At 26.3% G+C, this 16,474-nt stretch carries 20 protein-coding genes; 9 read left to right on the forward strand and 11 right to left on the reverse strand.

All coding sequences use genetic code 11. The annotated features are described in order from the left end of the window. Position 1 precedes the first annotated feature (1 nt). Complete coding sequence (locus BMUR_RS04880; RefSeq protein WP_013113488.1) at positions 2 to 442, forward strand: ATP-binding protein; 441 nt, start codon at positions 2 to 4, stop codon at positions 440 to 442. Here the strand turns inward: BMUR_RS04880 and BMUR_RS04885 are convergent. Continuing rightward, a complete protein-coding gene (locus BMUR_RS04885; RefSeq protein WP_013113489.1) occupies positions 439 to 1,743 on the reverse strand; it encodes an MATE family efflux transporter in 1,305 nt (434 codons plus the stop codon). The genes BMUR_RS04880 and BMUR_RS04885 overlap by 4 nt on opposite strands. Positions 1,744 to 2,044: 301 nt before the next feature. Between BMUR_RS04885 and trmD the strand changes: the two genes are divergently transcribed. From trmD to priA, 7 genes are all read left to right on the forward strand, one after another. Continuing rightward, positions 2,045 to 2,779, forward strand: coding sequence for a tRNA (guanosine(37)-N1)-methyltransferase TrmD (gene trmD / locus BMUR_RS04890; RefSeq protein WP_013113490.1), 735 nt, complete (start codon positions 2,045 to 2,047; stop codon positions 2,777 to 2,779). Further along, complete coding sequence (locus tag BMUR_RS04895) at positions 2,779 to 3,270, forward strand: GNAT family N-acetyltransferase (protein ID WP_013113491.1); 492 nt, start codon at positions 2,779 to 2,781, stop codon at positions 3,268 to 3,270. Before trmD ends, BMUR_RS04895 begins: the two co-directional genes overlap by 1 nt. A gap of 20 nt (positions 3,271 to 3,290) precedes the next feature. Then, positions 3,291 to 3,500, forward strand: coding sequence for a hypothetical protein (locus tag BMUR_RS04900; protein WP_013113492.1), 210 nt, complete (start codon positions 3,291 to 3,293; stop codon positions 3,498 to 3,500). Positions 3,501 to 3,646: 146 nt separating this feature from the next. Continuing rightward, the gene (rplM, locus tag BMUR_RS04905; RefSeq protein WP_013113493.1) at positions 3,647 to 4,102 is read left to right on the forward strand and encodes a 50S ribosomal protein L13; all 456 of its coding nucleotides are present in this window, start codon (positions 3,647 to 3,649) and stop codon (positions 4,100 to 4,102) included. Between the two features lie 13 nt (positions 4,103 to 4,115). Beyond that, positions 4,116 to 4,514, forward strand: a complete 399-nt coding sequence (gene rpsI / locus BMUR_RS04910; protein ID WP_013113494.1) for a 30S ribosomal protein S9 — start codon at positions 4,116 to 4,118, stop codon at positions 4,512 to 4,514. Positions 4,515 to 4,556: 42 nt separating this feature from the next. Next, positions 4,557 to 4,922, forward strand: coding sequence for a TraR/DksA family transcriptional regulator (locus BMUR_RS04915; RefSeq protein ID WP_013113495.1), 366 nt, complete (start codon positions 4,557 to 4,559; stop codon positions 4,920 to 4,922). 5 nt (positions 4,923 to 4,927) lie between these two features. After that, positions 4,928 to 6,913 (forward strand): replication restart helicase PriA, encoded by a 1,986-nt coding sequence (gene priA, locus BMUR_RS04920; RefSeq protein ID WP_013113496.1) that lies wholly within the window; start codon positions 4,928 to 4,930, stop codon positions 6,911 to 6,913. A gap of 4 nt (positions 6,914 to 6,917) precedes the next feature. Here the strand turns inward: priA and BMUR_RS04925 are convergent, their stop codons facing one another. Next, the gene (locus BMUR_RS04925; protein ID WP_013113497.1) at positions 6,918 to 7,526 is read right to left on the reverse strand and encodes a response regulator; all 609 of its coding nucleotides are present in this window, start codon (positions 7,524 to 7,526) and stop codon (positions 6,918 to 6,920) included. A 314-nt stretch (positions 7,527 to 7,840) separates the two neighbouring features. Between BMUR_RS04925 and BMUR_RS04930 the strand changes: the two genes are divergently transcribed. Beyond that, positions 7,841 to 8,911, forward strand: coding sequence for a mannose-1-phosphate guanylyltransferase (locus BMUR_RS04930; RefSeq protein ID WP_013113498.1), 1,071 nt, complete (start codon positions 7,841 to 7,843; stop codon positions 8,909 to 8,911). Between the two features lie 6 nt (positions 8,912 to 8,917). Here BMUR_RS04930 and BMUR_RS04935 read toward each other — a convergent pair whose 3' ends face one another. The 9 genes from BMUR_RS04935 to cheB form a co-directional block, all read right to left on the reverse strand. After that, positions 8,918 to 9,757, reverse strand: coding sequence for a hypothetical protein (locus BMUR_RS04935; protein ID WP_013113499.1), 840 nt, complete (start codon positions 9,755 to 9,757; stop codon positions 8,918 to 8,920). Between the two features lie 12 nt (positions 9,758 to 9,769). Then, on the reverse strand, positions 9,770 to 10,756 hold the full coding sequence (locus BMUR_RS04940) for a hypothetical protein (protein WP_013113500.1): 987 nt from the start codon (positions 10,754 to 10,756) through the stop codon (positions 9,770 to 9,772). Positions 10,757 to 10,814: 58 nt separating this feature from the next. Continuing rightward, entirely contained in the window at positions 10,815 to 11,684 is an 870-nt protein-coding gene (gene ispE, locus BMUR_RS04945; RefSeq protein ID WP_013113501.1) for a 4-(cytidine 5'-diphospho)-2-C-methyl-D-erythritol kinase, read from the reverse strand. Between the two features lie 166 nt (positions 11,685 to 11,850). Next, positions 11,851 to 12,084: a type II toxin-antitoxin system HicA family toxin gene (locus tag BMUR_RS04950; RefSeq protein ID WP_013113502.1), complete on the reverse strand. Its 234-nt coding sequence runs from the start codon at positions 12,082 to 12,084 to the stop codon at positions 11,851 to 11,853. Continuing rightward, positions 12,081 to 12,302: a type II toxin-antitoxin system HicB family antitoxin gene (locus BMUR_RS04955; RefSeq protein WP_013113503.1), complete on the reverse strand. Its 222-nt coding sequence runs from the start codon at positions 12,300 to 12,302 to the stop codon at positions 12,081 to 12,083. Before BMUR_RS04955 ends, BMUR_RS04950 begins: the two co-directional genes overlap by 4 nt. Positions 12,303 to 12,422: 120 nt before the next feature. Next, positions 12,423 to 14,012 (reverse strand): DUF262 domain-containing protein, encoded by a 1,590-nt coding sequence (locus BMUR_RS04960; protein ID WP_013113504.1) that lies wholly within the window; start codon positions 14,010 to 14,012, stop codon positions 12,423 to 12,425. Positions 14,013 to 14,363: 351 nt separating this feature from the next. Next, the gene (locus BMUR_RS04965; protein ID WP_013113505.1) at positions 14,364 to 14,780 is read right to left on the reverse strand and encodes a hypothetical protein; all 417 of its coding nucleotides are present in this window, start codon (positions 14,778 to 14,780) and stop codon (positions 14,364 to 14,366) included. 12 nt (positions 14,781 to 14,792) lie between these two features. Then, on the reverse strand, positions 14,793 to 15,281 hold the full coding sequence (locus BMUR_RS04970) for a hypothetical protein (protein WP_013113506.1): 489 nt from the start codon (positions 15,279 to 15,281) through the stop codon (positions 14,793 to 14,795). Further along, on the reverse strand, positions 15,278 to 16,465 hold the full coding sequence (gene cheB, locus BMUR_RS04975; protein ID WP_013113507.1) for a chemotaxis-specific protein-glutamate methyltransferase CheB: 1,188 nt from the start codon (positions 16,463 to 16,465) through the stop codon (positions 15,278 to 15,280). The genes BMUR_RS04970 and cheB overlap by 4 nt, the downstream gene beginning before the upstream one ends. Positions 16,466 to 16,474: the final 9 nt, after the last annotated feature.

Below are 16,474 nucleotides of genomic sequence, written 5' to 3' on the forward strand. Positions count from 1 at the left end.
TATGAATATGTACGTTAAGGATTGTCCAAAGCTAGCAGAAAAAATATTATTTATGAAAAAAATACCCAGCGATAAATTATTAATACCAAAAATTTCTAAAGATTTTTTGGATATGCTTCATTCAAATGGGATAGAACAATGTGATGCTCTGCAGGTAGCATTTGAAGAAGCACTTACTAATGCTATATTACATGGTAATAAAAACAATCATAATAAAAATATATATCTCAGCATAAATATAGATAATGAAAAAATAGAAATTATAATAGAAGATGAAGGCGAAGGTTTTGATTATTTTACGGCTATGATAAACCTTACAGAATCGCAGGAAAATATCTATAAAGACAGCGGAAGAGGTATATTCTTAATTTCTCTATATACAGACGATTTTTACTTTGAAGATAATGGAAGAAAAATAGTAATGATTAAGTATAGAAATTAATCGGCAAATACTTTTTTGTTATTTTTTATAAAATAGATTAAAGAAAACAAACTGCTTAAAATCTCCGCTATAGGAAAAGAAAGCCATACTCCGGTCATATCAAAAATATATGATAAAATAAATATTAAAGGCATTATAAATATAAATCCCCTTAAAATTGATATTATAAATGAAGGCTTGGCATTATCCATAGCACTGAAATATACACAAGTTATAATATTATATCCTGCAAATATAAAAGCTGTAAAATATATATGAAGTCCATTAACGGCTATATTTTGAAGAATAATATTATTATCTTTATTAAAAAGTGAAGTTATACTGTCTGCAAATATAAAAGTAAAAATATACACTATAACAGAAACTAAAGATGATAAAATCAAAGCATATTTATATATTTTATTTATATTATTAATATTACCATAATTACTGCTTATTATAGGCTGTATGCCCTGCCCTATTCCTGTAAATATTGCTATAATAACCAATGCTACATTAGCTATTATACCATATGCTGCCACACCGACATTTCCAGATATATTAAGTATTACTATATTAAAAGCTATCATAACAAAACCTGATGATACTTCCGTAATTAAAAAAGAAATACCTAATAATACAGTTTCAAAAATACTTTTTAAGTTTATATTAGGCTTTACTATAAAAAAAGTATTTTGCTTTTTGAAAAATATACTTGATAATATAATAATACTTACAATAGGCGAAAAACCTGTAGCAAGAACTGCTCCGAATATCCCCATTTTTAGAGGAAATATAAAGATATAATCAAAAATAATATTAAATAAACTTCCCATCACCATAGCAAGCATTGCAAGTTTCGGGTGATTGTCATTTCTAACAAAACCTAGTAAAACATTATTAAACATAAACATAGCTGAAAATATAAATATTACTTTTATATATATGTCTGTCATGGCAAGTATTTCATCTCTAGCACCAAGAATATATGATATATCTTTTGTAAAAAATAAAGCTATGATAATAAAAAATAAATAAAGAGATAATACATATATTAAGGCATTGGTAAAAACAATATTTGCTTCATTATCTTTACTTTGAGTTTTTAGTATAGCATACTTTGTAGCAGACCCCATACCTATCATTAACCCCAATCCGTTTATGAAGTTAAAAATAGGTATAGCTATATTCAAAGCAGTAAGCCCGTCAGCACCTATTCCTCTAGCTACAAAAAAAGTATCAGCAAGTATATAGCATGAAAGCCCTATCATTCCAAGTATATTCAAAGATACATATTTTATAAACAAATTAAATATATTCATAAAATGCTCCAAGTAATCTAACTAAAAAACTTATTTTATAATATAGCTAAACAACTATAATTTGTCAATTAAGTTATAAAAAGTATTATTAGTTATTAATAAGATAAGTTTTAAATATATTATAATAACTATATTTTAGTTAAAAAAATTCAGGCGTACTTCGTATAGTTCTTTTGGAGAAGCCAGCGGGAAAAAGAACAACATAAAAATTAACAAACTTATGATATTTTCAGTATATACTAAAAATATCATAAGTAAATAAAACTATTGATATATAAAAACTATAAGGTATAATAAAAGAATGATAATAGATATACTTACACTATTTCCAAAATTCTATGAAAGCCCTACCTCTATGGGAGTAATAGGCATGGCACTAAATGAAAAAAAAATAGATTTAAATATAGTAGACATGCGTTTATACGGAGACGGTAATTATAAAAAATGTGATGATTATACATATGGCGGCGGACCTGGTATGATAATGACCTACAGTATTTTTAAGAAATATTTTGATAGTAATAATAGAGGATATACTCTTCTTTTCTCGCCTTCTGGAAAAATACTCACTCAGAAAAAAATAAAAGAGCTTTCAAATAAAGAGCATATAACTATGATACTTGGGCATTATGAAGGTATAGATTATAGAGTTGAAAAAAAATATGCTGATGAAGTTATAAGTATAGGAGATTATGTATTAAGCGGAGGAGAGATACCAGCTCTTTTACTTGCAGATGCTGTATCAAGATATAAAGGCGTTTTAAATAATAAAGAATCAGTTACAAGTGATACATTTGAAGAAAATTCAAACGGTTTATTAGAATACGAACAATATACAAGACCAGAAGAAATTGATAATATGAAAGTACCTGAAGTCCTTCTCTCTGGAAATCATAAAAAAATTGATGAGTACAGAAGAGAAAGAAGCATAATAAAAACTTTTAAAAAAAGAAAGGATATATTTTCTAAAATAGATTTAACTAAAAAAGATATAGAAAGCATTTTTAATTATCTAAAAAATAAGGGACAGCAATAATGAAAATAAGAAAAACAGAATATAAAGATATTGATAAAGTAATAGAAATATTTGATTATGCAAGAAACTTTATGAGAGAAAATAATAATCCTAACCAATGGATTAACGGATACCCTTCAAGAGAAAATGTAGAAAATGATATAAATAATAAACATAGTTATGTATGCTTAGATGATAATGATAATATTATAGGTACTTTTTGTTTTTTCGTGGGAGAAGATGAAAATTATGATAAAATATATGACGGTAATTGGATTAATGACAAAGAATACGGAGTAATACACAGAATAGCTGTATTAAAAGGAAGAAAAGGTACAGCTTCTTTTTGTCTTGATTACTGCTTTAATCAATGTCATAATATAAGAATAGACACTCATAAAGATAATACACCAATGCTTAATTTCCTTAAAAAAGAAGGTTTTGAAAGATGCGGAATAATATATTTAAAAAATGGTAATGGAGAAAGAATAGCATTTCAAAAAAGTATTTAGTATTTATAATTTTATAGACAATGAAAAACATATACAAAATAATAAAAATAATAGGAATAAAAAAAGCAAAATGCATAATAAAACTTATAGGATTAAAAAATATTATAAAACTAAGAAATGCCAATAATACAAGAGATTTTATCAAGATAGTAGGAATAAAAAAATCCGCTTCAATAATCAAACTAATAGGAATAAAGAAAATAATTGATATAATAAAATCTATACGCTAACACCTATTAATAACATCAAAAATTCATACAAATATATATAATTAAAATTTGACTTTACAATATCTTTATGTTATAATTACGCACCGTTACATTTTTAGATTAAAACTACCAAATTTTTTAAAACGTTAAATCAAGGTGTGTATGTTATGGATAAAAAAACATTAAAAACAAAAAATAATACTTACGTTTTATCCCAAAAAGATATCAAACAAAATTGGCTTATAATTGATGCCAAAGGTAAGTCATTAGGAAGAGTTGCAAGCAGAGCAGCTTATATGCTTAAAGGTAAACATAAAGTAGACTATGCATACAATTTAGACAATGGTGATTATGTAATTATCATCAATGCTAAAGACATAGTTCTCACAGGAAATAAAAAGAAAGGAAAAATTCACTATAGACATACAGGTTATCCAGGCGGAATTAAAGCTGTAAGCTACGGCGAATTATTAGAAAAAAACCCTGAAAGAATGGTAAAAATAGCTGTAAAAGGTATGCTTTCTCATAATCCATTAGGAAGACTTCATCTTAAAAAGTTAAAAGTATATGCAGGAAGCGAACATCCGCATGAAGCTAATAAACCTACTGTAGTAAATATATAATTAGGAGATAAAAATGGCAGCTAAACAATTAACTATTTTTACTGGAAAAAGAAAAACAGCTAATGCTAGAGTACGCATCACTTTAGGCAGCGGTAAAATTTTAATAAATGGAAGAAATTATACAGACTATTTCTGCAACAGAGCAGCACTTATCAAAGTAGTAGAAGATGCCCTAAAAGTAACAGGCAATTTCGGAAAATATGATGTATTAGCAAATGTACATGGCGGCGGAGTTTCTGCTCAGGCTGATGCTGTCAGACATGGTATTGCTAAAGCATTAGTAGGCGAAAGTCAGGATTTCAGAACTACTTTAAAAAGAAACGGCTTTCTTACTAGAGATTCCCGTGTTGTTGAACGTAAGAAATATGGTAGATCTGGTGCTAGAAAACGCTTCCAATTCTCTAAACGTTAAGTTTTTATCCTAGCAATTATAATTTATTTAAGGGTTTTTATAATGACTGCTAAGAAATTAAAAAAATTTAAAGATCTCTTATTAGAGGAAAAAAAGAAAACTTTGGACGAGCTTTTAAGCGGAAATGAAACTTATGAAGCTCTTAAAGAAGATTCGCATGGAGATATGGCTGATATAGCATTTCAGGCTTATGAAAAACAGAATTTAGTAAACTTTTCTCAAAAAGAAAAAGATAAATTGGAAATGCTTAATAATGCACTTAAAAGAATAGAAGACGGCACATACGGTAAATGCATAGACTGTAAAGAAGAAATCAATGAAGAGAGATTAACTGCTTTGCCTTATACTTTAAGATGCGTTAATTGTATGTCTAAATATGAAGATAGAAAACGCCGTGAAAAAATGTAATTATAATGTATGTTAAAGTTATTTTTAATTTACCAATAGATAAAATACTTACATACATAAAACCAGATGAGATTAATGATAGCTTGGTAGGATGTAGGGTTGTAGCTCCTATTAAAGGTAAGAATAGCAAAGGTATTGTTATAGAGGAAACTGAAAAGTTAGACGGAAACTATAAAGTATATCCTATCAAAGCTAGAATTGATCTTGAACCAATATGTTCAGATAAAGAATTTCAATTAGCAAAATGGATGAGCAGCTATTATCACTCATCTTTCGGAGAAGCACTTTTCGCAGCACTCCCAGTGGGTACACCCGCAAAAAAAGAAAAAAAAGCAAAACCAATACCTGCCAAACAAAAACCATACCTAAAACTCAATGATGAACAGGAAGAAGTGATAAAAAAGATTAATGAAAGTTTAGAATCAGAAAAACCAAAAACTTTTCTTCTTCATGGCGTAACAGGAAGCGGAAAAACAGAAGTTTATCTGCAGGCTATTAAAAAAGTCGTTGATATGGGAAAACAGGCTATAGTAATTCTTCCAGAAATATCGCTTACCCCTCAAACTATAAAAAGATTTGCAGAAAGATTTGAAGGCAAAATTGCCGTACTTCACAGTAAACTATCACCAAACTCTAAATACAGATATTGGCAGATGATAAAAAAAGATGAAATAAAAATAGTTATAGGAGCAAGAAGTGCTATATTCTCCCCTACTCCTAATCTTGGAATAATAGTTATAGATGAAGAGCATGAAACAAGCTATAAGGCTGGAGATACACCAAGATATCATGCAAGACAAGTTGCTTTTTACAGAAAAAATCATGAAAATGCTTTACTTCTTCTTGGAAGTGCCACTCCTTCTATAGAAAGTTTTTATTATGCTTCTATAGGAAAAATAGAATTACTTAAACTAAATAAAAGAGCCGCTTCAGTTAATATGCCGGATGTGAAAATACTCGACTTAAAAAAAGAAAAAAGAGCCGAAGTTTTTCCTATGATAACCCAAAAATTGGTTGAAGAGATAAATAAAAAGCTGGAAAAAAAAGAACAAATAATATTATTTCTAAACCGTAAGGGGTACGCTCCTGTTGTAGCATGCTCCTACTGTCAAAGAGTTCTCGAATGTCCTAACTGCTCTGTTTCTTTAACCTATCATAAAAAGAAAAATGTTGTTATGTGTCATTACTGCGGATATACCCAATTTTTAGATAATGAGCTTTGCGATGAATGTAAAATAGGACATTTTGAACGTATAGGAAGCGGTACTGAAAAAGTAGAAGAGCATTTAAATATACTTTTTCCAAATGCTGTCATAGAAAGAATGGATCAGGATACCGTAGGAGGTACCAAAAACTATGAAAAAATATTTAAAAGATTTTCTGATGGGGAAATAGATATACTTGTAGGAACTCAAATGATAGCTAAAGGTCTTGATTTTCCTAATGTTACTTTAGTAGGTGTTTTGCTTGCTGATATGTCGCTTCATATACCAGATTTTAGGAGTGCCGAAAGAACTTTTAATCTTATTACTCAAGTAGCTGGAAGAAGCGGGAGAGGAGAAAAAAACGGAGTAGTATATATTCAAACATATTCTCCTAATAATTATAGTATAGAATGTGCTAAAAATCATGATTACATAGCATTTTATAATCAGGAAATAGAAAAAAGAAAATACCCAATTTATCCGCCTTTTACGAGACTTGTAAGACTTGTAATAAGAGGATTAGATGAAGAAAAAGTTGAAAGCGACGCTAATATAATAGCTGATATGCTTAGAATGGAAACTTATGAAAACTCAGATAAAATTACTATACTTGGAGCTGCGGCATGTACCATAAGTAAGCTAAATAAATATTATAGATGGAATATATTAATAAAAACACCTTCACATTCTCTATTAAACGGATTTTTCTATAAACTTAATAATAATTTTAAAGCCCAAAAAGGTAATTATATAGAAATAGATATAGATCCTATAAGCATGCTATAGATAGTTAAACATCTACATAAAATCTTACAGCATTTCTTATTCTTGCTTTAAGTTCATTTTGACCTACTGGTTTTTTAACATAATCGCAGGCACCTTTCTCAAGACCATTAACAACATCATCTTCATTATATCTTTTAGTAATGATAATAATTAATGCTGTTCTTAAAGATATTTCATTTTTTATCTCTTCAAGTAAATAGAAATAATCTTTATCTTCTGATAAATTAATATCCATTAAGATAATATCAGGGGAAATCTTTTTAAGTTCTTTAAGAGGAGAAGTAAGATTAGAAATACATACAACATCATAGTCTTCGCTAAGCCATTCTACATAATTTTTTCTTGTAATCTCCATAGGCTCTATAATGGCTATTTTATATCTTGTATGTTTTCTTTTGAGCTTTACTCTTTTTTCTTTTTTATTAAAAGCTAAAAATGCCTTTAGATCAGCATAACGAATTTTATATCTTTTTCCGGGAGTAACATCAGCTTTAAGTCCGTAGTGACGAACCCAATAGTTGACAGTTGTTCTTGAAACGCCGACTACTTTTGCTGCATCAATAGGCGACAACATGTCATCATCATCATATATTAACTCTTCAGTATTATTCATATAGCCTCTCACAAATTATCATTAATAAAAAATCTCCCTATTATAGTAATAAAGATTAATATATAATTAGTTTTTTGTCAAATAAAAAATATTTAATTTGCAATTAATAATAGTAGATTTATATTTATAATATTACAAATAACTACATTTTTTACAAAAAATGAATTTTTTTTTATTTAATGTATAAAATGTAAATACATATTTTTTTAAAAATTGTATAATGAAGAATATGAAATTATACAAATAAAATAAACAAACTTCTTGTTTTTTATTAATTTTTTAATTATACTATATATAAAAAAAGGATATAAAAAATGGAAAAAGCTGTACTCATTATGGCAGGCGGTATAGGGGAAAGACTATGGCCTTTAAGCAGAGAAAGCAAACCAAAACAATTTTTAAATATAATAGAAAATAAATCATTAATAGAACAGACCATAGAAAGGGCTTTAAAAATTACAAAAGAAGATAATATATTTATAATTACTGGAAAAAGATATAAAGAAGCATTTGTCAAATATATACCTTCATTTAAAAAAGAAAATATAATATACGAACCAATAGGAAGAGATACAACTGCAGCTATTGCTTTAGGAGCATTATATATAAAAGAAAAAATAGGAAATGCTATAGTATCTATACTTCCAGCTGATCCTATAATAAAAAATGAAGACATGTTTTTAGATACTATTGAAAATGCTATTGAAGTAAGCAAAAATACTGATAACATAGTGATAATAGGAATTAATCCAAACAGACCTGAAACGGGATACGGATACATAAAATTAAAAGATAAGATTAAAGATAATGAATATAATGTTGACAGGTTCGTAGAAAAACCAGATTATGAAAATGCATGCAAATTTTTAGAAGATGGGCATTACCTATGGAACAGCGGAATATTTATTTGGTCTATTGATAATATACTTAAATCTATAAGCGAATTGATGCCTGAAACTCATGATAAAGTAATGAAAACATTAAAAGAAAAAGATGATATAAAAAAACAGGAAATTTTTAAAGCTATAGATAAAATATCTTTTGACTTTGGCATAATGGAGAAATTAGAGCATATTATATGTATAAAGGCACATTTCTTTTGGGACGATTTGGGAGCTTTTTCAGCACTTGGAAGAATACACGATAAAGATGAAAGCAGCAATGTAATAGTTGGAAATGTATATACTAAAGAAGCAAATGGAAATATTATTATTAATGATGATGACAGCACTTTTATAGCTATAGACGGAGTAAATGATTTAACTATAGTAAAATCCGAAGGGGTATTATTAATATATCCAAATAACAAAGATTCTAAAATAAAAGATATATTAAAAGATATTAGAGAAAAAGATGAACTAAAAGATAAGAGACATTTACTATAATAAAAACTATTTCTTTTTGGAATATTTTAAAAGTGTTTCTTTAGACATATTATCTTTGGCTTCTTTAATTTTTTCTAGTTCTTTATCTCTCTTTTCTTTTTCTTTTTTCTCTTTTTGATTGTCTTCTATAAGAACGCCGTTTATAACAACATTTTTGAACTCTATATTTTTATTTTTTGCTATTTCTATAGGTATAGTACTGCCTTTTATTTCTACATTTTCAAATCTTAATGATTTATAAAACTTAATATTTCTAAAATCAGCATCGCCCTCTATAATAATATTTTCAAAACTAGCATCTCCCTGCAAACTACTATTAAGAAGACTAAAATTATTTTTAAAATATGTATGGTTAAACTTAAATTTATCTATTATATCAGTATTAGACATATTAAAATTACAGTCTATAGTAATATTATCAGCATCTATAGAGTATATATTTGATAAGGACATATTAAAGTCCATATTAATTTTTGAGTTTTTTAAGATTATACCTTTATGAACATTAGACATAGTAATAATAATACCGCTGTCAAAATCAGAATCTGTAAAGTCCAAAGAAGCCTGTAAATTAAAATTTCTAATTACAAAAGGTCCGTAAAATGATGAGTTTCTAAAGAGTAAATCAGCATTTTTATCTATCTTTAATCCTTCAAAATTAAATCCTTCATAACTTATCATATAGGAAAAATTATAAAATCCTCTATAAAAATCATCTCTTATAATACGCCTAAAAAGCCCATCTGGTTTATCACTACCATCATGATGAATAATGCATAAACCGTCTTTATACTCTTCTCTATCGCAATTTTCTGTATTGGATATTTTTTGTTTACAAACAGCCATAAATCAATAAACCTAAAACATAAAACTCATACCTATATTATGCGAAATATTATCCTTACTAAAATTATCAAAAACAATAGCATAATCAAGTCTAAATAATTGCACATAAACAGATAAACCCAAAGAAGCCCCATTATTGCCAACACCTACTCTTGCCAAAATACCGCTAGGTAATTTAGCAGCAAATCTTTTTTGTATAGCACTAGGAGCATCTAATATAGTTTCTGGTAAATCATCATACCAAGCACTTTTTTCTTTAAATAATCCTAATTTATTAAAATCTACTATCATAGCCTCTATACCAACAGATATACTATGAGTAACAGAAGGAACTGATATAGTATACTCAGCTGCTACAGAAAAACTTCCATCACTTTTAGTGTATGCTAAAGAAGCTATTATATCAGTATCAACTTTTGCAAATACATTATCATAAAATCCAAAATTCCTAACACCCACACCTAGTTTGAAATTCGGAGTAAAAAGAGACTGCATATATGATAAATCTAAAAACATTCCGAAATTATTATCTTTTTCGCTATTATTAATAACAGTCTTTATATTTGCCCCTATAAAAGAACTTTCATTAATAGCATAAGAAGCACCTACATTAATCAAATAAAGTCCGCTGTATATATCATTTCTCCTAGTACCAAAACTATCATATGAATAAACTTTATTAATATCTCCTGCAAATCCTAAGCCTACAGCATAAGAAGCTCCTATATGTGCATAAGAAGCATTAAATATATATTCACTTTGAGGATTAGAAGTAACTGTATAATTTAAATTAACACTGTCTCTAAGTACTCCCATTAAAGAGGCCGAGTTCATAAATATAGAAGAAGAATCATTACCAAGCAAAAAAGCACTGTTCATCATTCCCATAGATCTTGTGCTTGTTGTTTCAAGTACAGAAAGAGAATGTTTTGAAGATAAGTTTTTAGCATAAAATATAGAACTGCTTATAAGAAGTATAACAAATATTTTCTTTATCATATTATTTTCTTCTCTTTATATTTTTTATAATAAAATTTAATTATAACATAATAAAACATTAAATCAAACTTAATTTATAAATATTATAATTCATTTCTGATTTTAATTTATTAAAGTCATCATCTATTTTTTTATCATTATTTTCATATAAAGCAAAAAGCGAAGACCCAGAACCGCTCATGGATACTTTTCTTTTTATTATATTTTCTGCATGTAGTTTTATATCTTCTATTCTTTTATCCAAATTAAATACATTTTTTTCAAATATATTATACGTATTAGAAACTATATCGTTAAAATTAATATCTTTATTAAAACCTTCTCCATTATCAAGCATATTTTTTATAGCAAATATATCAGATTTATTAAAATCATCTTTAACAAACTTTGAATAAGCTAATTTTGTAGATACATGTATATTAGGATATATCAAAATAATATTATAAGGCAGTATAAAGTTATAATTTTTTATCTTCTCACCTATTCCAGAAACCCAAACTAAACCTCCCCTTATAAAAAAAGGAATATCAGCACCAAACCTAGAAAATGATTCTATCAAACTATCATTAATATCAATATTAAGTTCGCTTAAAAAAAACTTGATAATATTAGCAGCATCAGAAGATCCTCCGCCAAGACCTGCTCCTGTAGGAATATTTTTTTCAATATTTATATTATAATTATCAATAAGCCCCATTTCATTTTTAAAATAATTAAATACTTTAGTTACTATATTATCTTCCTCATCATCTTTTAATGCAAACATTCCATTTGTATGAATGCTGTATTTATCAGACTTTTCTATACTTATAATATCATATAGATTTACTGTATGAAATAAAGATTCTATGAGATGATATCCGTCTTCTCTTTTTGATGTAATATCGAGAGAAATATTAATTTTGCATGGAGCTTTTATTATATGCATGTTATTTCCTTAAAGTGATAAGTTATTATTGTAGTATATTTATAATTTTTTGCAAATTATAAAATACAATATATTTATTAAAAAACTATATTGATATTATAATTTAATAATATAAAAAAGAATATTATTTTTTAAAATCTCGGAAAATTACAAATTTGAAAAGGTATCATATTTTTTCTATCAGATTATTATATTCTTCTACATCAAGATTTATTTCATTTAATATTTTTCTCATAAGCGGTCTTGATATTACCTTATTTGAGTGAAAAGGAATAACCGTGCATCTTCCATCTTCATGTTTATAAAAAGCATGACTTCCTTTTTGTCTTTGTTTAATAAATCCTAATAAAAGCAGTAATTTTTCTATAGTTTTAGAATCTTTTAAAATTAGCTTACTCATACCAGTTCTATTTCTTCTATTTTTACAAACTCTGGAATGGCATTCTTCTCTTCATTGTCCATCTCTTCAAAACATAAATCCAAAACTTCTTTTAATTTTATATGCAATTCTTCCAAAGTATCAGCCTGTGTATGAGCACCTACTATTGAAGGAATATATCCAACATAAACATTACTTTCTTTATCATATTCTATATAGGCAAAAAATTTTTTATTCATTGATAAACCCTCGAAGTTATATATTTTTATTATAACAGAAATTATTATTAATTTAAGCCCCTTTTGAAAATTTCCTAAACGCTTGAACAGTCTGCACCGAACCATACCAGAATAAAATACTTATTGATTAAATAAAAAATATATTAACCTTTCTTTTATATTATTAAATCTTTTTTCACATTCTTTTGGAGTCCATTTTTTTAGCTTACATAATTCTTTTTGTACATCTATAATTTCAGAAGTTTTATATATTTCTTTCTTTTTATCAAAAAATTCATTTTTAGCTTTAATATTATTTTTCTTTTCAAGAAGCGTTAAATTTCCTAAAGTATTTAAATAAAAATTATATTCTTCCATATTCCAATTATCATAATTTTGAGGAGCTTTAGGTAAAATATGCTCAATATGTAGTTTATTATAATCAAATTGTATATAATTTTGTTTTTCATTTAAATTATGATATAAAAATAATATTGATTTTGTATATTTATCTCTATTAGTTAAATTAGATAGGCTATCAATAAATTTCTTTTTTTCTTTTTGAATATTTGGAAATATATTTTTAACTTTTTTCTGCATTATATTTACATAAGCTTTATATATATCATGCTTTATTGAATTTGCTGTTCTATATATTATACCCTTTACATAAACATATTTTATTAAATCTATTAATATATTTTTTAAATTATTTAAATCTTTATCAATTAATTCTAAATATCCTTCATCATTTAAATATGAATATTTATACATAAATACATAATATATATTTACGATTATATCCACAGGGTAAGACCACATTAAACTTAGATATTTATTTATTTCTTCATTACTATAATTATCTATTAATAAAATTTTTTTTATATCTTTTATTATATTTTGAACATTATCTTTTTTTATTCTATCTTTAAAAAATTTTCTTAAATTTATTTCATTTTCTTGTATTTCTTCTTTAGCTCTTAAAATATGCATATATATTCTAAAATACCAATCATATGATGAATTAATATTATTATTCCAAAAATTTATAAACTCATCTTTTTTTTCTTGAGTAGTTAGATTATTATATATATGTGATTTAAATATATCCGAATCATTTAAAGGAGTTCCTCTATCATTTAAAGTCTGGAATATTTTTAAAGCATTTTCTTCAGTACCACAATCTATTGGTAAAATCTTTACATTATTTAATAGAAAACGTGTAAAATCTTCTAAATCATTATTTTTTTTCCATTCTTTAATTTTTTCTTTTAGAAATTCATAATTTATTTTAAAAATATTTTTTGAATCTAAACTAACACCATCTTCTGATATTATATTGAATAAGTCTTCTTTATTTTGTTCAATTACTTTTGATTCTATTTTTATTTTACTTTTATCTACATCATCACTTAAACTATCAAATATATACATCTTTCTTTCTATACCTTTAAATTGATGATGATCATATAAAGCTCTTAATAAAAGCATCAAAGAAGTTAACCTTTGTTGACCATCTATAACTTCAAAAACATTATCTTTTTTTATAAGAACCATAGTACCTAAAAAATACTCATTTTCTTTATTTTCTTCATATTGTCCTTTTATATCATTCCATAGGTCTTCACATTTTTCTTCGTCCCAAGAATATGGTCTTTGATATTCAGGTATTACATATATTTTATCAAAAATTTCACTAACAGATTCTGGATTTGCTTTAATTACTTCCATAAATATAAAACTCCAAATTTAATATTTTATGATTATAAACCAAATATACAAATCATCAACAATAGACTTGGATCAAGAACTATTAACAAATAATTTTTCTAGTTTGTTATTTTATAATAGATTGCATAATATTACTACACAAATAAATATTTTACATGTTGTATAGATTATATATTTAAGTTATCAAAATGTAGTTCTTTTGGTTCTTTTATACCACGCCACAGGCGGACAGGCGTCATAAAAGAACTGGGGTGCTGCGTAGCACACAGCGTGGTGGGCAAAGCCCTTCAAAATATATAAATTCGAAAATTAATTTTTTACTAAATATAATTGTTTAGCTATATATAATCACTATCTTAATGGAAGTCTGTCTATAGATTCTATTTTCCATTTATTAGCTTCGTTTATTAGTCTTATATAATAATATGTAGGAGAAAACTCACTATTTCTTATTATATAATATCCTCTATAGGCACTGGTATTGTCTCCTATTGTATAATTTATAGTTACAGAATATTCACCGTTCGGAGATGAAAGCAAATTTTTTATAGAATCTTTATTGTCTGTAATAATATTTTTTATGCTTTCTATATTATCTATATTAGAGTTTTTTTCTATCCAGTTTATATTATCATTAAGTATCTGAGATTTCATATCATCATAAAATATAAATAAATCTTTTTTCTTGCTGCTGTCTAAATCCTCAAGACAAGAAACAGCAAGTAAAGATAAAATAAAAATGATTAATACAATAAATAATTTCTTCATTAAAATAAGTCCTTAAATATTCAAAAAATTAATAGTAAGTAAGCTCCATTTATCATTTAAATAAATAGCCACAAACTCAATGGAGTTTTCAGATATTTTATTAAAAGAAGGATATTCAATCTGAGCCAATATAACATCTTTATATTTTTTATATGTAATGCTGACATCATAATATCCTCCGTCTTTAGGAAGATAATTACATAAAGCATCATCATTATTTGAAAATATCCTCTGATACAAAGCCCCTCTATTTTTTATAGATTCTATAATATTAACAGGAGTAAGTTCATATATTAAAGACATTTCTTTAAGAATATTAGCTATATTATCATCTAAATTAAGGACAAAATTAGAGGTAAACTCAAGCGTATCCTTATTTGATATTAATTTAGATATATACGTTTCATACTCATAAACACTGTACTCACTGTCTGCCTTATATTCTTTTTGGCATGAAACTAAAAATAAAATCATTACTAGAATAAATATAATATTTTTCATCTAATTTTTAACCTCATATATTGTATTAAAAACTCAGCAATATCATAAAGTGATAATACCAAATGAACAGCCTTATTTTCTATAACGCTTCTAGGCATTCCGTAAACTGTGGAACTAGCCCTATCCTGAGCAATAGTAAGATTATTATGATTATGAAGTTTAATCATACCTTCCGTACCGTCATTACCCATACCAGTCATCACTATAGCTATAGCCTTGTCAGTTAAAACATCATCAATAGTATTAAACAAATAATCCACACAAGGAGTATAAATAAACTTTTTTTCAGTATCCGGATAAAATTTAATTTTAAGCCTGCCTGCAGAATCCATATATATACCCATATTTTTATCACCCGGTGAAATATAAACAACAGAAGGCATTAACTCTTCATCAAGACTAGCCTCTTTTATTTTTATAGAGCATATATCTTGCAAACTTGAAATAAGCGAAGAAGAAAAATCTTTAGGTATATGCTGCGATATGAGTATAGGAAGAGGAAAATCAGCAGGTATACTAGGAAGCATTATTCTCAAAGCTCTAGGTCCTCCCGTAGATATACCTATAGCAACTAATTTTGGAGTATTAAATTTAAACTTCAAAACCTTAGTTATAGCAGCTGCAACCTGTTTTTGATTAAATGGTATTATTCTTACATTGTCATCAAATTTATCTATTTCTGTTTTTTCGCTTTCATCAATAACTTTTTTCTTATTAGAAGAATTATTTAAAAGATTGAAGTTATAATCTATATTAGCCTCCGGAACAAACTCTAAACTATTTACTCTATTATTTTTTGATATTTCAATTATTTTATTTAATACATTCTCTTTTAAAAAATCAGCAGATACATTACGCGGCTTATAAATAATATCTAAAGCCCCAAGCTCCAAAGCCCTAGATGATAAATCTTTATTTTTAGTTAAAGATGTCATTACTAATATATTAACTTGTATATTTTCTTTTTTTAGAAGTTTTAAAAGTTCTATTCCTCCCATTAAAGGCAAATCTATTTCTGTAATAACAAAATCCGGCTTTATGGATATTATTGATTTGTATGCATCTATACCATTATTTACCAAACTTACGACATTAATTCTATAATGATTTGCCAGAATATTATTTAACATTCCAGAAATAATCTTAGAATCTTCTGCTATAAGTACTCTAATGGCTCCCAACATATATATCCT

This window comes from Brachyspira murdochii DSM 12563 (assembly GCF_000092845.1).
GTDB classification, from domain to species: domain Bacteria; phylum Spirochaetota; class Brachyspiria; order Brachyspirales; family Brachyspiraceae; genus Brachyspira; species Brachyspira murdochii.

Coding starts and splice junctions, on each gene's coding strand:
- BMUR_RS04880 (WP_013113488.1), top strand. CDS start 2: ATGAATATGTACGTTAAGGATTGTCCAAAGCTAGCAGAAAAAATATTA.
- BMUR_RS04885 (WP_013113489.1), bottom strand. CDS start 1,743: ATGAATATATTTAATTTGTTTATAAAATATGTATCTTTGAATATACTT.
- trmD (WP_013113490.1), top strand. CDS start 2,045: ATGATAATAGATATACTTACACTATTTCCAAAATTCTATGAAAGCCCT.
- BMUR_RS04895 (WP_013113491.1), top strand. CDS start 2,779: ATGAAAATAAGAAAAACAGAATATAAAGATATTGATAAAGTAATAGAA.
- BMUR_RS04900 (WP_013113492.1), top strand. CDS start 3,291: ATGAAAAACATATACAAAATAATAAAAATAATAGGAATAAAAAAAGCA.
- rplM (WP_013113493.1), top strand. CDS start 3,647: ATGGATAAAAAAACATTAAAAACAAAAAATAATACTTACGTTTTATCC.
- rpsI (WP_013113494.1), top strand. CDS start 4,116: ATGGCAGCTAAACAATTAACTATTTTTACTGGAAAAAGAAAAACAGCT.
- BMUR_RS04915 (WP_013113495.1), top strand. CDS start 4,557: ATGACTGCTAAGAAATTAAAAAAATTTAAAGATCTCTTATTAGAGGAA.
- priA (WP_013113496.1), top strand. CDS start 4,928: ATGTATGTTAAAGTTATTTTTAATTTACCAATAGATAAAATACTTACA.
- BMUR_RS04925 (WP_013113497.1), bottom strand. CDS start 7,526: ATGAATAATACTGAAGAGTTAATATATGATGATGATGACATGTTGTCG.
- BMUR_RS04930 (WP_013113498.1), top strand. CDS start 7,841: ATGGAAAAAGCTGTACTCATTATGGCAGGCGGTATAGGGGAAAGACTA.
- BMUR_RS04935 (WP_013113499.1), bottom strand. CDS start 9,757: ATGGCTGTTTGTAAACAAAAAATATCCAATACAGAAAATTGCGATAGA.
- BMUR_RS04940 (WP_013113500.1), bottom strand. CDS start 10,756: ATGATAAAGAAAATATTTGTTATACTTCTTATAAGCAGTTCTATATTT.
- ispE (WP_013113501.1), bottom strand. CDS start 11,684: ATGCATATAATAAAAGCTCCATGCAAAATTAATATTTCTCTCGATATT.
- BMUR_RS04950 (WP_013113502.1), bottom strand. CDS start 12,084: ATGAGTAAGCTAATTTTAAAAGATTCTAAAACTATAGAAAAATTACTG.
- BMUR_RS04955 (WP_013113503.1), bottom strand. CDS start 12,302: ATGAATAAAAAATTTTTTGCCTATATAGAATATGATAAAGAAAGTAAT.
- BMUR_RS04960 (WP_013113504.1), bottom strand. CDS start 14,012: ATGGAAGTAATTAAAGCAAATCCAGAATCTGTTAGTGAAATTTTTGAT.
- BMUR_RS04965 (WP_013113505.1), bottom strand. CDS start 14,780: ATGAAGAAATTATTTATTGTATTAATCATTTTTATTTTATCTTTACTT.
- BMUR_RS04970 (WP_013113506.1), bottom strand. CDS start 15,281: ATGAAAAATATTATATTTATTCTAGTAATGATTTTATTTTTAGTTTCA.
- cheB (WP_013113507.1), bottom strand. CDS start 16,465: ATGTTGGGAGCCATTAGAGTACTTATAGCAGAAGATTCTAAGATTATT.